We start from the raw sequence: 14,021 nt of genomic DNA on the forward strand, positions 1-14,021 counted from the left end.
CCGGAGGTGTGGGCGAAGACCGCGCTGTTCATCACCTACGACGAGAACGACGGCTTCTTCGACCACGTCGTGCCGCCGTTCCCGCCGTCCTCGGCGAACCAGGGCCTGTCGACGGTGGCGACGGGTGCGGACTACTTCGGTGGCAACGTCAGCTACGGCGCGGGTGCGTACGGTCTCGGGCAGCGGGTGCCGATGCTGGTGGTCTCGCCGTGGAGCAAGGGCGGGTTCACCTGCTCGGAGACCTTCGACCACACCTCGATCATCCGGTTCATGGAGCGGCGCTTCGGTGTCGCCGAGCCGAACATCTCGCCCTGGCGCCGGGCGATCTGCGGTGACCTGACCGCGGCCTTCGACTTCACCGCCTCGAACTCCGCACCGGTGACCCTGCCGTCCACCACCGGCTACCAGCCGCCGGACCGCAACCGCCATCCCGACTACGTCCCCGCCCCGCCGGCGATCGGCACCATGCCGAAGCAGGAGGCCGGCAGCAAGCCGACCCGTCCGCTGAAGTACGCGCCCTACGTGGACGGTTCGGCGAACATCAGCACCGGCAAGTACGCGCTGACCTTCAGCGCGGGCGCGGCGGCGGGCGGCCAGTTCCTGGTGACCTCGCCGAACCGCACCGACGGCCCGTGGACCTACACCACCGAAGCCGGCAAGACCGTCACGGACTCGTGGAACACCTACTACTCCGGCGGCGTCACCGACCTGACCGTGCACGGGCCGAACGGCTTCCTGCGCCGCTTCCGCAGCCCCGGCAAGACCGCCGGCCCGGAGGTCGTGGCCCGCCACAACACCGGCACCGGCAACCTCGACCTGACCTTCACCAACCCGGCCGGCGCCGACGCGGTCCTGACCGTCACCAACGCCTACGCCGGCACCCCGCAGACCGTCACCGTCCGCAAGGGCGCCACCGTCAACCTCACCGTCGGCCTGGGCACGTGCCGCAACTGGTACGACGTCACCATCACGTCCAACGTCACCACCGACTTCGTCCGCCGCCTCGCCGGACACGTCGAGACCGGCGCCGCCGGCCTCTCCGACCCCGGCCTCATCACGTACTGAGGTCGGCGTCCGGCGTCAGCCGTACGAGTAGCCGAGCGGCGTGATGTCGTCGACCTGGGCGGCCGTGGTCGGCTGCCACGGGTCGAGGACGGCGTCCGTCCCGGCGAGGGACGGGCGCCCGGAGTGGGTGAGCTGCCAGTGGTCCCAGACCCGGTCGACGTTGGCGTGCAGCAGCCAGAAGATCGGGTCCTGGGTGGCGGTCATCGGGTCGCTGATGGTGCCGTTGCACCAGTTGTGGACGTTGTTGTGGGCGTCCGTCTCCAGGTGCGAGGTGAACCCGGTGTAGGTGCGGCGGTGCTGCAGGCCGTCGATCACCGCCTGCGTGGGCAGGTGGTCGCCGGCCGCGCCCGGGACGCCGCGCTGCACGCCCGGCGGCTGCCACACCCAGTCCGGGCGGTGGTGGTCGGTGGCGAAGTCCCAGTACGGGATGGTCAGCCCGGGCTGCTTGCGCCGCAGCAGGTCCTCGCAGCGCAGCGTGTACAGGCGGTGCCAGGGCAGGAAGCGCCGGGTGCCGATCGGGCCCATCATCGAGTGCATCATGTGGCCCATGTCGGCGTGGATCGCCGCGAACGGCTGGTACGAGTGGTCGGCGTGGGCGTCCTTCAGCGCCTTGTTGAAGCGGTCCTTCGCGGCCTGGTCGAGCCGCCGGTGGTCGACCCGGACACGGGAGAGACTGCTCGTCAGCTGCACCAGCCAGCGGCGCACCTCCGCCACCGGGACGGTCGGCGCGCCGTCGGCCCCGGCCACGCGGACGGCGGCGGGCGGAGCGGGGACGGTCGCCAGGTGGCGGTCCAGGCGCAGTGCCAGCGCCTCCGGGTCGACGGCGGGGCGCAGGCCCCACTCGTCCTCCAGCACGCGCAGCTGCTCGCCGCTGGGGAACCGTCCAGCGGGTGCGGCGACCGCGGCGGCGGTGGTCTTCCTGGTGCGGGTGGTGGCCTTCTTACGAGGGGCGGGAGGCATGGGCGGCGGGTCCTCTCGGCAGTCCCGGTCGGCCGGTGCGGGCCGCCGGGGGCGGCTCCGGCACCGTCCACCATGAGCGGGGCGGGCCGCGAACCGGCGGCGACGCCCGGTCGCCCGGGACGAGGACCACCCGGACGGACGGGCGTACGCCGGGTGGGGCCGGCGAATAACCCTGTGCGGCCTGTCAGTGGTCGGTGGTAGACAGCCGAGGTGACGACGACAACGCTCGAATTCCCCTTGCTGCTGCGGCTGATTGACGAACGATCGGCCGCCCTCCGTGCCGCGGTCGGCTCCGCGCCGAGCCTGGACGCGCAGGTGCCGAGCTGCCCGGAGTGGACGCTGTTCGACCTGGCCCACCACTTGGGCGAGGTCCACCGGTTCTGGGCGGTGGTGCTCGGTGCCGGGCCTTCCGCCGTGCGGCCCGAGGTGGAGCGGCCGGTGGCGCCGCGCGAGCGGGAGGCGCTGCTGGCGTGGTCGGCGGAGTCGACGGAGCTGCTGCTCGGCGCGCTGCGCGAGGCCGGTCCGGAGCGGGGCTGCTGGACGTGGTGGGCCGGCTCGGAGTCGCCGCGGAACGCGGGCGCGGTGGCGCGGCGCCAGGTCCAGGAGGCCATGGTGCACGCCTACGACGCCCAGCTGGTGGCGGGTGAGCCGGAGCCGCTGCCGGTGGTGGCGGCGCTCGACGGGGTGGCGGAGTTCCTGGCCACCAGCAGCGCCGGGGCCGCGGGCTGGCCGCACGGCGAGGCGGTGATCGACTACCACGCGGGCGAGGGCGGGTCGTGGCGCCTGGAGCTGTCCGCGGAGGCCGTTCGGACCGCCGCGGTGGGCGAGGTGCGGCCGGGCGTGGTGTTCGCCTCGGCGAGCGGCCCGGCCGCCGACCTGGTCCTCGCCCTGCGCGGCCGCATCCCGCTGGACTGGCTGAAGCTGGACGGCGACCTCCGGCTCTTCGACCTGCTGGAGGAGTGGGAGCCGGAGGTGTGACCCGTGGAGGCGCTCGACGGCCCCGGCTCACACGGTGACGTCGGGGCTGTCCGCGCCGAGGTGGGCGACGGTGGTGCCGTCGCCGTGCGGGGCCAGGAGCGCCCGCAGCTCCTCGGCGGCGGTGGCGAGGTGGTGGCCGTCGCGGTCGGCGCGGAGGGTCTCCAGGAGGAAGGTGACGTGCGTGGAGTCGGCGGTGACACGGGTGCGGTGCGCGTCGCGGTGGTTCCAGTGGCGGGTGAGCACGCCGGTGGTGTCGGCGTAGACGATCTCGCCGGGCCGGGGGTGCTCGACGGTGTCGGGTTCGCCGAGCGGGGTGAAGGTCTCGGTGCCGTCGGCCGGGCGGATCACGACGCCGCCGGTCACGTGCGCGAGGTCGAACGCCCCGGCGGGCAGGCCGTGGCGGACAGAGACGGCGTTGTAGGAGTCGACGGCCGGGTTGATCCGGGGCAGCAGGCCCTGCTTGGCGAGCCGGCGTCCGAGCGCGTCGACGCTGGGCCGGATCCGGCGCGGGTTGGTGCCGAAAGAGCGGTAGGCGGTGTGCCAGGCGTCGATCCGCGGGTCGCTCTCGCCGGCGGGCTGCCAGGAGCCGTCCGCGAGCTGCCGCTCCAGCGCGGCGAGGGCGGCGTCGGTGGCCGGCCAGGGCTCGTGGCCGCGCAGGCTGGTCGCGGTGACCAGTGCGATCCGGACGTCGGGGAAAGCGGCGGCGACGGCGGGCGTCAGGTGGAAGGTGGTCGGCATGGCGGGGTCCGCTCCCAGAGGGTTCGTCAGGCGAGGGCGAGCAGGCTGACGGCGACGGCGGCGACGCCGAGGCCGAGGAGTTGGCTGCGGTGGATGCGTTCGCCGAGCACGCTGCGGGCGAGCAGCACGGTGCCGGCGGGGTAGAGCGCGGTGATCACGGCGACCACGGTCAGGTTGCCGTCGCGGACGGCGAGCAGGAACAGCAGGTTCGCGACCGAGTCCAGGACACCGGCCGCCGCCGAGATGCCGTACGCGGGCCGCTCCTCGCCCAGCCGGCGCCGCAGCAGGAGCGCGGCGGCCAGGGTGACCGCCGAGGACACCGCGCGGCCGACGATCAGCGGGGCCACGCCGCTGTCGGACGGCGCCCGGTCGAGGCAGACCAACTGCAGCGCGATCGCCGTGCCCGCGCCGAAGGCCAGCAGCAGCGCCGTGCGCGACGGGCGGGCCGCGCCGACCCCCGGGCCGGCGCTGACCAGGACGACGGCCGAGAGCGCGAGGACCAGGCCGAGGACGCCGACGGTGCCGAGGTGCTCGCCCTGCAGCAGGCCGACGGCGACCGGCAGCGCCGCCGAGACCAGCGCGGTGACCGGCGAGAGCACGTTCATCGGCCCGATCGCGAGCGTCCGGTACAGCAGCACGAACGCCGCGGCGGACGCGGCGCCGGAGGCCGCTCCCCAGCCCACCGCGCCGGTGCTGAAGTCGGCCCCGAGGAACGGCCAGATCAGCAGCTCGACGGCGAGGCTGGCGGGTGCGGCGATCAGCACCGTGCGCAGGACGTGCGCCTTGCGGGCGCCGAGTCCGCCGAGGAAGTCGGCGCACCCGTAGGCGAGGGAACTGCCCAGGGCCAGCAGGAGAGCGATCACGGCAGATCCTTCGGCGTTACAGTGGAACGACTGAACGGTACAACGGATCGACCGATTTAGGCCAATGGAGTGACCTGGGCGGTGCACTGCAGTGGTCGAAGGCGTGGAGGGGACAGCCAGGTGAGCGAGACGGACGCCACGCTGCGCGCGGTCGCGTACAACGTCCGGTCCGCCCGGCTGCGGGCCGGGCTGTCACTGGAGGAACTGAGCCGGCGGGCCCAGGTCAGCAAGGGCGCGCTGGTCGGACTCGAACGGGCCCAGGGCAACCCCAACCTGGCCACCCTGGTCCGGCTCGCCGACACCCTCGGCATCTCGGTGTCCGACCTGATGCAGGGCCGCGCCGAGGGCCGCGTCCGGGTGGTGGCGGAGGACGCGACCGCGCCGCTCTGGACCGGGGCGCGGGGGAGCGAGGCCCGGCTGCTCCTCACCACCACCGGCCCGGTACCGGTGGAGATCTGGCGCTGGCGCCTGCAACCGGGGGAGGAGTACCCGAGCCACCCCCACCGGGCCGGCGTGGTCGAGACCGTCAGCGTCACCGCCGGCCGGATGGTCCTGCTCGTCGACGGCGTCGAACACCCCGTCCACGCCGGCCAGACCGCGACCTTCGACGGCGACACCCCGCACGGCTACCGCGGCGCGGGCGACACGACCTGCCACCTGATCATGACCGTCCAACTCCCCCCGGGCCCCGCCACCACCGGCTGAAGGCCGCCGGCTGGGGGCTCCCGGCATCGACACCCGGGGGCTCCGCCCGGCCTTCCGCCACGGTCGGGACTGCGTATCCGTAGGCAGCCCTGCCGTAGGGGTCGGCCTACATCAACTCCAGAACGGACGCGCTCCATCCGAGAGCCTCAGGGGTGTGCCAGCGGGGTCGCTGTCCTGTCTCGGCCATGGCCCGGCCCGCAGCGAACAGGTGCTGATGGGTCGGGTTTTGCTTCTGGACCCGTTCCCACAGCATTCGCGCCTGCGCGTGATGTCCGGTGCTGACGAGGAACTCGAACAGGTCCTGAGCGAATCCCCATGCGGTGAGCAGAGCATCGGGGGCCGCCGGCGCGGCCTGATCGGGGTCCGCGGTGGCGGCGAACCACGGGAGTGCGGTCTCGCGAAGGTGCGCTGCGAACTGTTCCAGCCTTGCGGGGCGATCCTCGGGCCGAGTCAGCACCACGAAGTACTGCCTCGACATGTCCAGGAAGCTGGTGGCGCAGACGATCGACTCCACCGGTTCCGGCCGGCCGACGGTCAGCTCAGGATTGGCTCGACGCCACGCGCCCAGGCCCTCGTCGAAGACCGTCAGGCTCGTGACCGTGAACTTGATCAGGCTTTCCGATCGGTTCCACTTGCTCTTCTCCAGCTGGATCACCTCACGGCGCCCTGCCTCCCGCCGCTCCAGCGACTGCCGCGACCTGACCCACCCGAACCCGCCGAGCAACCGGGCGAGGCAAGCGGCTCCGGCACGGACGACATCGGCCGGCTTCTCGGCCTGGACGAGGCGAACGGTCAGATCGTCCGGCTGTGTCAGCTTCACCCGCCCATGATGCCGCACGAAGATCCGCAGCCAGGCCGCGATCGGATACAGAAGCGAGCGTCTGCTACTCGGTCGTGGCCGGAGACTCCCGCTCCCTTCGGCGCTGCTCGTACCGTGAGGGCGCGCGGAGTATCCAGGACCATGACTCGTACTCGTCGACGGGTCCCACCCGGTCGGCGCCGTCGATACAGCGCGGATCGTCCCGCTCGGCCAGTCCGTAGACGGCCCAGATGCGGGTCTGCTGGTTCTCCTCGTCGAGCAGGCCGGCCAGGGTGTCCCCGATGGCGGGTTCGGGATTCAGGCTGTGCGCGAGTCGGTAGCCAGCGACGTGGCGAACGGAGGCGTTGGCGTCCCGGGCCAGCGCAAGTACAGCGTTCAGCCCCTCGGAGGTGAACGTCTGCCGCCCAGACCTCTCCGAGTTCACGATTCTCAGGGTCGAGAGCACCCTGGCGCGTACCCGCGGGGCAGGGTGGGCCAGGTATGTGAGCCCCAGCGGCTCGATCCTCGGGTCCTCATGGTGGCTCAGGCCGGCCAGGGTCTCGGCCAGGACGTCCGGGTGTTCCTCTTGCTGTGCCCAGTCGAGGAAAAGTTCGAGCGTGCGCTGCTCGAACGGGCTCGGGACGTTCGTATGGTCAGCCTCGAGGTGGAGGCAGACGAGGACCTCTGCGCCGAAGCGGCGGTGCAGGGGATCGGGATGGTCCCGCAGTGCCGCCGCAGCCTTCCAGGTCTCGTCGTTCTGCCTCTTGGCAAGGGTTGTGACGATTTCCGACCAGACGGCGTGTTCATAGTCCGGGTACTCGAGTGCGCACGCGCGCGCCGCCAATTCGTCAATGCCCAGGTGCAGTCCGAAGTACTTCTCAAGAAGGGTGAGGATCCCTGTGTGGCCGTCGCGGACGGTCATTCCACCGAGCCGGAGCTCGTGGTAGTCGGTGAACCATTCCCTGTCCCGGACCCGAACCCGCTCGACCTCGTCCGAGGCGCCGGTCCGCTGTCGCAGCATGGCGACCGGGCCCATCTCATGCCACTGCCGGGCGCGTGCCAGGAGTTCCACCCGGGTGGCCTCGCTGATCAGCGCCGCGTCACCGAGCAGGCAGAAGACGAGGCCGATGGAGCCCCTGTCGATGGCCCGCAAGAGGGGCGTGGTCCCGTCGGGCAGCCGGCGGTCCGGGTCCGCGCCGCCTTCCACCAGATAGCCGGCGATCGTCAAGTTGAACGCCGAGATGGCCAGGCAGAGTGCGGGGGTGCCCTGCTGGTCGAAGACGTCGGGGTCCGCCCCGTCCTCGAGCAGTATTCTCACCGCGTTCTCGTCCCCGTTCCGCACCGCCGTGATGAGTGGATCCTCGCCCATCCCCAACCCCCTGTTGCGCTCGATGGCCACGCAGCCGCAGGCCGGGGGACGTCACCGTCCGATGTCCGCGCGGATGCGGTAGCGGAGATCCCGCCACCTGCTCGACGCCCTGCTGAACCCAACGATCACCCCCCGCAGGCTGCTGCACCGGTCGAACCGGCGCAGACACCAGCAGGCAACGGCCCGTCGCAGCCGCCACCGGCGGCGACTCGCCGCCTCCTCGACCGGATGGACCGCGAAGTCGCACGGGAGCGCTAGCCGAGGACGAGTTCGTGCTCGACGGACGACTCTTCGCCCGGGACGGGGACGGAGTGGCCGCTGCGGGTGAAGCCGAGCTTGCGGTAGAAGGCCTCGGCCCGCTGGTTGTCCTGGTGCACGTACAGGCGGACGCGGGTGACCTTCGGCTCGTCGAGCTCGTGGGCGAACGCGATCGCCGCGTCGAACAGGGCGCGGGCCAGGCCGGTGCCGCGCCGCTCAGGGCGGACGAACACGCCGACCAGGTGGGCCTGGTCGACGGTGGTCGGCGTACACAGGACGTCCTGGTGGCCGGCCCGCTCGATGAGGACCGTCACCGATCCGTCCCAGCCGCCGTCCGTCCGCTCGGCGACGAACTGCTGCGCGATCATGTCGCCGCGGGAACCGGCCGCGCGTGCCTGCCAGAACTCGTCCGGCTTGGAGGCGGCGCTCTCGTACGTGTCCAGGAAGGCGATTCCCGCGACCGGATCCCGCAGGGCCTCCAGGCGCAGCTCCTTGACGTGCTGCCAGTCCTCGCCGGTGACGGCTCGTACGACGTGGTTCATGTGCCGATCCTCGGGCGCGCGCGGAGATCGGGGCAAGCGGGTTTCGGTCGGTCTTCCGCGGGCCGCCCCGGTCTCACCGGCCGGGTGGCGCCCCGGCGAGACCGGAGAGGGCGGATCGGACCTGCTCGCGGAACCAGCGCTGCGCCGGGTCGTTGTCGTGGCGCGGGTGCCAGCCCATGGAGATGTCGATGGGCGGCAGTGGCAGGGGAATCGGCAGCGGGACGAGGCCGAGGGCGGCGACCAGGGGCGCCCCGGTCCGGGCCGGGACCTGGCTCACCAGGTCGGAGGCGGCGACGAGTTGGAGTGCGGAGGCGAAGGTCGGCATCGCCGCGACCACGCGCCGCCGCAGCCCGACGGCCTCCAGTGCGTCGTCGAGCGGTCCGCGCAGGCGGCCGCGCCGGGACGGGGTGACGTGCAGGGCGCCGGCGAGCGCGGCGGGGGTGAGGGGGCCGAGGGTGAGCGGGTGGCCGGGGCGGACGACGGCGACCATCTCGTCGACGAGCAGCGGTTCGATCCGGGTCTCGGGTGCCGGGGCGGTGATCACCCGGACCTCCAGGTCGGCCGTTCCCTCGCGCAGGACCAGGTCGTCGGGGTAGGGGCCCTCGGCGAGCAGGACGACGGTCACGCCGGGCGCGGTCTGCCGCAGGCGCGGGAGGAGGCGCGCGGCGAGGGTGCCGGCGAGCAGGTCGTTGGCGATGATCGTGAACGCCCGGTCGAGCCGGGCCGGGTCGACCGGGCGGCCTTCGGCGAACAGTGCGCGCGAGCGGTCGAGGAGGGCCTTCACCTCCGCGTGCACGGCCTCCGCGCGCGGTGTCGGCACCATGGACCGCCCGGAGCGGACCAGGATCGGATCGGCGAACGCGGTGCGGATGCGTGCGAGCGTGCGGCTCATCGCGGGTGCGGACAGGCCGAGCCGGTCGGCGGCGGCCGAGACCGAGCACTCGTCGAGCAGGACGTCGAGCGCGACGAGGAGATTCAGGTCGACGTCCCGGGCCGCGGCACCCACGATTTCTCCTCCCACCTGCAGAATTGTGTCTGCTGCAACATACTCTTGTGATGCGTGCATTTGAAGTTATGGTAGCCCGCTCCTAGCGTCCTTCCCGTTGAGGTCCGAGACCCGGAGGGGACGACGTGGAGACCAAGCAACTACCGGCCACCGAGCAGGCGGCGGCGGACCGGCCGAACGCCAGGGCGACCGTGATCCTGATGTCCCTGTGCGCGGGGACCCTGCAGGCGATGGCCGCCGCGATGAACCTCGCGGTGCCGTCGATCGCGCAGAGCGGCCTGCACCCGAGCCCGACCGCCCTGGTGTGGATCGTGGACGCCTACCTGATCGCCTTCGCCTGCCTGCTGATCCCCGGCGGCGCGCTGGCCGACCGGCTCGGCCGCAAGGGCGTCCTGCTGGCCGGGCTCGGCCTGTTCGCGGGCGGCGGCCTGCTCGCGGCCGCCGCCGGGAACGTGCCGCTGCTGATCGCCGGACGGCTGGTCGCCGGCGCCGGCGCGGCCCTCGCCCTGCCCGTCACCCTGGGGCTGCTGATGCTGGTCGTCCCGCAGGCCGGCCGCCCGGCCGCCGTGGCGACCTGGACCGCCTCGCTCGCCGTCGGCGGCATCCTCGGCAACGTGGTCGGCGGCGTGGTGCTCCAATTCCTGCCCTGGCAGGGGCTGTTCCTGGTGTTCGGCACCGCCGGCGCGCTGCTCCTCGGGGTCTCCGCACTGCGGGCGCCCCGGACACCCCGGCGCGCCGTGCCGCTGGACGTCCCCGGCTCGGTGCTCCTCGCCGCCGCGATCGTCGCGCTGATCCACGGACTGATCGAGGGCCGCGAGCGCGGCTGGACCTCCGCCTGGGTGCTCGGCTCCTTCGCCGCCGCCGGCCTGATCGCCCTGGTGTACGTCCGCGTCGCGCTGCGCCGCAGCCAGCCGCTGCTCGACCCGCGGGTGTTCGCGCTGCGCCCCGTGCGGGCCGGCACCATCGGCGTCACGGTGGCGTTCGCCGGGGCGTTCGCCATGTTCTACGTCAACGCCCAGTACCTGACGCTCGCCCACGGCTACTCCCTCGCGCCGGCGGGCTTCGCGATCGCGCCGATCGCCGTCGCGATGACGCTCGCCTCGCGGTCCTCCACCGGGCTGGTGAAGCGCTGGGGCGCCAAGCGGGTGGTGGCCCTCGGCTTCGCCGGGATGGTCGTCGGCCTCGGCGCCTTCTCCTTCGTCGGCGCGGGCACCCCGTACGCCCTGTACATCCTCTGCCCGGCGCTGGCCCTGGCCGGCATGGGCCTGGCCCTGCCCTCGCTCTCCGGCGGCATCATGACCGGCCTGCCCGCCGACCGGGCCGGGATGGGCTCCGGACTCAACGGCGCCGCCCGCGAGGTCGGCAGCGCCGTCGGCGTGGCGGCCATGGGCACCGCACTCGGCGCCAACGCCGCCGGCACCGGCGCGTCCGCCGCCGCACTCAGCGCCGCCATGGACTCCGGCTTCCGCGTGATCGCCGTCGCGGTCGCCCTGGCCGCCGTCCTCGTCGTCCGCTGGACCGACTGAGCCGGGTTGCAGCCCCCGGAGGCCGACGACGGTGGGCCGGTCTCCGGGAGTCTTTGCCAAACGGTCGACCAATCGGCGCTCCCGGTCGGGTAGCTTCCAAGACATCCAAGAAACGTGATGAGCGGGCCCGTTCGGCTTGACCGAGCAGGTCCGGCGGGAGGCGTGTGCCCATGAACGTGATCAACCTGACCGAGACCGCGGCCGGCCTCCCGGAGGCGTGGAGCTCGCTCCTGCTGGGCCGGGTGGGAACGGCCGGCGTGAAGGTCCTGCGGATGGACGGGACACCGGTGGCGGAGGAGAGCCACGACGCCGACGAGGCGCTCCTCGTGCTCGACGGCCGTATGGAGTTGGTGGTGGACGGCACCCCGGTGTCGGTCCGGGCCGGAGAGCTGTACCTGGTCGCGGCGGGAGCGGTGCACGCGGTCGCTCCGGGCAGCCGGGGCACGCTGGTGATCGTGGAACTCCCGGAGGACTGACGGTTCGTCGGATCGGCGTCGTTCTCACCGTCCGAGCTTGCGGCCGGCCTCGGCGGCGTCCGACAACTGGCCTTCCTCGTCCGTGCGTTGACGGGACCGCAGCACACCCAGCGCGAAGGCGATGCCGGGCGGGGCCTGGGCCGCGACCTCGTGCAGAGTCGTCTCGCCCACCACGCCGTCCTGGTGGGCGCCGAGCGCCTGCTGGACGCGCTTCGTACGCTTCGCCTGCCGGCGGGCGTGCTTCCCGAGGAGCGGCTCGCTGCTCTCCGCCGCGTAGCGGGCCCGCTTCGCCGCCTTGCGCGCCCGGTGCAGGGCGAGGTCGCGGTCGTGCCCGGGAGACAGGGCGAGGGCGGGACGCAGGCGCTCCACGACCCGCTTCCGCTGCTTCGCCATGGCCTTTTGGGCCTGCTTGCGGCCGCGGCGGGCCCTGCCCCGCAGCGGCGGATCGGCGGCGAGGTCCTCCAGCGCGTCGACCAGCGCGAAGTAGCGGGGCCGCTCCATCGCCTCGACGGCGGCACGCCAGGCGCTCGCGTACCGGTCCCGGAAGACGGCGTCCAGCAGCCGGCGGGTCGCCCGCGGCCGGAGGTCGCCGGGCAGGTCGGACGCGGCGGCGCCGAGCCGCTCGCCCATGACCTCCGCGTCCCGGGCCCGCCCGAGGATGCGGCCCAGCCGGCGGAGCTCCCTGTCGACGTCCTCCACCGCGTCCCGGCGGAGGAAACGGCGGTGCGCGGCCAGCACGCTGCGCAGGCGGCGGATGTGGACCCGCATCCGGTGCACGGAGTCGGGCTCGTCGAGCCGGACCGCCGCGTCCAGTGACTCCATCGCGGCGATGTGGGACCGCAGGTAGGCCGTGAGGCAGTCGCCGACCGAGTCGCAGGTGTCCGGCCCGGGCGGGGGCGCGGACCGGGTGCGGGCCGGGAGCGCGTCGAGTCGCCCCTTCAGGGCCCGGCCGAGCTTCGTCGGGGAGTCGGACGGCCGCAGCCCGTCCGCGAGCAGCCGCTCCTCCACCGCGTCGAGCAGCTCCGGCCCCGCCTCCGCGAGCTCCACCTCGGTCTCGGTCCAGTCCAGGGGGTGGGCCGCCGGATCGCCGGCGCCGAGCGGTTCGGCGGACACCGTGTCCCGGACGAGCTCGGCGAGGGTACGCCCGTCCTCGTCCAGCAGCAGCGTCGGCTCCCGCCGCGTCCGCAGGTGGGCCACCGCGTCGAGCCGGCCGCCACGGGCATGGACCGCGGCACGGGCGAGAAGCTCCTCCGGCGGCCCGTCCCGCTCCCCGGCGCCCGCGGGCAGACGGGTCTCGGTACGGCTCCCGTCCAGTGCGGGCGTCTTCAGATGCCACCCCGCGTCACGGCCCCCGGTGCGCCGGCGCAGCGTGACACCGCGGCGCAGCAGACGCAGGTCGGGGGTGTCGAAATACACGGCGTCGAGCCGCATCACCGGCTCCCGGCGTACGGACGCCGCTCCCGGCAGGCCGTCCGCGGCCAACGGCGTGCGCGGGGCGCCGTCGTACGACCGCTCTGTCTCCTGATGTTCAGTCGCCACCCCGGGCGTCTGCCCGAACCGGCCCGTCCGAATCACCCCGACCGGGGACGGCCGGGGCCGGATCGGCTCACACGCCGGGCGCCCACGCGGGCCGGTAGTCGGGATGTCCGGCGAACGGGAGGGCGAGCAGCCGGAGCGTCCACTCCGTCGTCACCGGCGGCGGGGCATGCCGGGCACCGGAGTCGTCGTACAGCCACCGCCCGTCCGCCTCCTCGTGCAGCGGGCCCATCCAGTGCAGACCGCACGACCTGCTGAACGCATGCTCGACGGCGCAGCCCGGCGAGCAATCGATGTTGGAGACCGCCACCAGCTGCCGCTTCACCGCCGTCTCCGCCAGCACCCGCGCCGGCGCCCAGCGCGCGACGTGATCGCCACCGGTCGCCGGGCCGGCGGCGGCCGCCCGCGCGATCTGCGCGTCCTCGTCGAGTCGGGCGCGCAGGAACGCGACCAGGTCGGAACTCATGCGCTCATCCTCCCCGGACGGCGGCGGTCCAGTCGAGCGTGCGAGGCGACATCGGACGGGTTCCGTTCCCGCGCCTGTGTGCCGTCAGCGCGCTGCCCGGCGCTTGGTCCTCGCCCGGACGCGCTCGCGCAGCAGCGCCCGGTAGTGCGCCGACTTGCCGTCACCGAGGTCGAAGTACTCGCAGAGATCGGCCACCGTCTCGGCGTCCTGCGCACTGCCGGTGAGCCCGGCGCGCACGAGCGGCCAGAAGCCCTCCTGCATCAACGCCCGGTACTCGTCGTTCGCCCGCTTCGACGGCCGCGCGCTGTTGTACCCCGAACCGTGGGCCACCGACAGCAGCGTCTCCAGAAACTCGGTGCGGACCATCGGTGAAACCTCACCCGCCAGCGCCGCGAGGATGACGCCGACGGCCGGCACGGTGCACTCGGCGAGGACGCAGCTGTACTCGACATGCCCGAAGAGTCCGTATCCGGAAGCGTCCTCGGGACTCTCGGCAGTCAGCAGCGTCTCGAACACCAGCGGCAGATGCTCTGCCCAGTCCCCGCAGGCGCAGCTCAACGCGGACCAGTCGTGCCGCGCCAGCTCGGCACGCACCAATGCACTGACAGCCATCCCCACCCACCCCAGTCGTCGACCCGGCCAGCCGCCCGAGTGGCCAAGGATCTCCTACCCGGTCACCGCCTTCCACCGTGACCGGGGCCGCGACACCTGGGCGGACGTGATCTTTGGTACCT

At 73.3% G+C, this 14,021-nt stretch carries 15 protein-coding genes; 5 read left to right on the forward strand and 10 right to left on the reverse strand.

Annotated elements, in window-relative coordinates; all coding sequences use genetic code 11:
* Window positions 1-1,065 (forward strand): phospholipase domain-containing protein (locus ACGFX4_RS29055; RefSeq protein ID WP_393080386.1); only part of this gene is annotated, 1,065 nt, incomplete at its 5' end.
* Window positions 1,066-1,080: 15 nt separating this feature from the next.
* On the opposite strand, the gene ACGFX4_RS29060 is transcribed toward ACGFX4_RS29055, so the two are convergent.
* Window positions 1,081-2,025: a tyrosinase family protein gene (locus tag ACGFX4_RS29060; protein ID WP_393080388.1), complete on the reverse strand. Its 945-nt coding sequence runs from the start codon at window positions 2,023-2,025 to the stop codon at window positions 1,081-1,083.
* A 210-nt stretch (window positions 2,026-2,235) separates the two neighbouring features.
* On the opposite strand from ACGFX4_RS29060, the gene ACGFX4_RS29065 reads away from it, so the two are divergent.
* On the forward strand, window positions 2,236-3,003 hold the full coding sequence (locus ACGFX4_RS29065) for a maleylpyruvate isomerase N-terminal domain-containing protein (RefSeq protein WP_393080390.1): 768 nt from the start codon (window positions 2,236-2,238) through the stop codon (window positions 3,001-3,003).
* A gap of 27 nt (window positions 3,004-3,030) precedes the next feature.
* Here ACGFX4_RS29065 and ACGFX4_RS29070 read toward each other — a convergent pair whose 3' ends face one another.
* Both ACGFX4_RS29070 and ACGFX4_RS29075 read right to left on the reverse strand, forming a co-directional pair.
* Window positions 3,031-3,741, reverse strand: coding sequence for a B3/4 domain-containing protein (locus ACGFX4_RS29070; RefSeq protein ID WP_393080392.1), 711 nt, complete (start codon window positions 3,739-3,741; stop codon window positions 3,031-3,033).
* 26 nt (window positions 3,742-3,767) lie between these two features.
* On the reverse strand, window positions 3,768-4,604 hold the full coding sequence (locus ACGFX4_RS29075; protein ID WP_393080395.1) for an EamA family transporter: 837 nt from the start codon (window positions 4,602-4,604) through the stop codon (window positions 3,768-3,770).
* 120 nt (window positions 4,605-4,724) lie between these two features.
* Here ACGFX4_RS29075 and ACGFX4_RS29080 point away from each other — a divergent pair, with 120 nt between their 5' ends.
* Window positions 4,725-5,309 carry a helix-turn-helix domain-containing protein gene (locus ACGFX4_RS29080; RefSeq protein ID WP_393080397.1) on the forward strand — a complete coding sequence of 195 codons (585 nt, stop codon included), beginning with the start codon at window positions 4,725-4,727 and terminating at the stop codon, window positions 5,307-5,309.
* Window positions 5,310-5,415: 106 nt separating this feature from the next.
* Here ACGFX4_RS29080 and ACGFX4_RS29085 read toward each other — a convergent pair whose 3' ends face one another.
* From ACGFX4_RS29085 to ACGFX4_RS29100, 4 genes are all read right to left on the reverse strand, one after another.
* Window positions 5,416-6,129, reverse strand: a complete 714-nt coding sequence (locus ACGFX4_RS29085; RefSeq protein WP_393080399.1) for a hypothetical protein — start codon at window positions 6,127-6,129, stop codon at window positions 5,416-5,418.
* Between the two features lie 64 nt (window positions 6,130-6,193).
* A complete protein-coding gene (locus ACGFX4_RS29090; RefSeq protein ID WP_393080402.1) occupies window positions 6,194-7,507 on the reverse strand; it encodes an ankyrin repeat domain-containing protein in 1,314 nt (437 codons plus the stop codon).
* 224 nt (window positions 7,508-7,731) lie between these two features.
* Window positions 7,732-8,277 carry a GNAT family N-acetyltransferase gene (locus ACGFX4_RS29095; RefSeq protein WP_393080405.1) on the reverse strand — a complete coding sequence of 182 codons (546 nt, stop codon included), beginning with the start codon at window positions 8,275-8,277 and terminating at the stop codon, window positions 7,732-7,734.
* A gap of 73 nt (window positions 8,278-8,350) precedes the next feature.
* On the reverse strand, window positions 8,351-9,298 hold the full coding sequence (locus ACGFX4_RS29100; protein WP_393080407.1) for a LysR family transcriptional regulator: 948 nt from the start codon (window positions 9,296-9,298) through the stop codon (window positions 8,351-8,353).
* Between the two features lie 110 nt (window positions 9,299-9,408).
* Between ACGFX4_RS29100 and ACGFX4_RS29105 the strand changes: the two genes are divergently transcribed.
* Both ACGFX4_RS29105 and ACGFX4_RS29110 read left to right on the forward strand, forming a co-directional pair.
* Window positions 9,409-10,809, forward strand: a complete 1,401-nt coding sequence (locus ACGFX4_RS29105; RefSeq protein WP_393080410.1) for an MFS transporter — start codon at window positions 9,409-9,411, stop codon at window positions 10,807-10,809.
* A gap of 170 nt (window positions 10,810-10,979) precedes the next feature.
* Entirely contained in the window at window positions 10,980-11,285 is a 306-nt protein-coding gene (locus ACGFX4_RS29110; RefSeq protein ID WP_393080413.1) for a cupin domain-containing protein, read from the forward strand.
* Between the two features lie 24 nt (window positions 11,286-11,309).
* Here ACGFX4_RS29110 and ACGFX4_RS29115 read toward each other — a convergent pair whose 3' ends face one another.
* The 3 genes from ACGFX4_RS29115 to ACGFX4_RS29125 form a co-directional block, all read right to left on the reverse strand.
* Entirely contained in the window at window positions 11,310-12,824 is a 1,515-nt protein-coding gene (locus ACGFX4_RS29115) for a CHAD domain-containing protein (RefSeq protein ID WP_393080415.1), read from the reverse strand.
* A 67-nt stretch (window positions 12,825-12,891) separates the two neighbouring features.
* Window positions 12,892-13,287: a DUF6221 family protein gene (locus ACGFX4_RS29120; protein WP_393080418.1), complete on the reverse strand. Its 396-nt coding sequence runs from the start codon at window positions 13,285-13,287 to the stop codon at window positions 12,892-12,894.
* An 84-nt stretch (window positions 13,288-13,371) separates the two neighbouring features.
* The gene (locus ACGFX4_RS29125; RefSeq protein WP_393080420.1) at window positions 13,372-13,899 is read right to left on the reverse strand and encodes a hypothetical protein; all 528 of its coding nucleotides are present in this window, start codon (window positions 13,897-13,899) and stop codon (window positions 13,372-13,374) included.
* Window positions 13,900-14,021 lie beyond the last annotated feature (122 nt).

It is taken from the genome of Kitasatospora sp. NPDC048365, assembly GCF_043200835.1.
In the GTDB taxonomy this organism is placed as follows: Bacteria; Actinomycetota; Actinomycetes; order Streptomycetales; family Streptomycetaceae; genus Kitasatospora; species Kitasatospora terrestris.

Excerpts from the sequence above, each read along its gene's own strand:
- ACGFX4_RS29070 (WP_393080392.1), bottom strand. The coding sequence starts at position 3,741 with ATGCCGACCACCTTCCACCTGACGCCCGCCGTCGCCGCCGCTTTCCCC.
- ACGFX4_RS29120 (WP_393080418.1), bottom strand. The coding sequence starts at position 13,287 with ATGAGTTCCGACCTGGTCGCGTTCCTGCGCGCCCGACTCGACGAGGAC.
- ACGFX4_RS29060 (WP_393080388.1), bottom strand. The coding sequence starts at position 2,025 with ATGCCTCCCGCCCCTCGTAAGAAGGCCACCACCCGCACCAGGAAGACC.
- ACGFX4_RS29110 (WP_393080413.1), top strand. The coding sequence starts at position 10,980 with ATGAACGTGATCAACCTGACCGAGACCGCGGCCGGCCTCCCGGAGGCG.
- ACGFX4_RS29125 (WP_393080420.1), bottom strand. The coding sequence starts at position 13,899 with ATGGCTGTCAGTGCATTGGTGCGTGCCGAGCTGGCGCGGCACGACTGG.
- ACGFX4_RS29095 (WP_393080405.1), bottom strand. The coding sequence starts at position 8,277 with ATGAACCACGTCGTACGAGCCGTCACCGGCGAGGACTGGCAGCACGTC.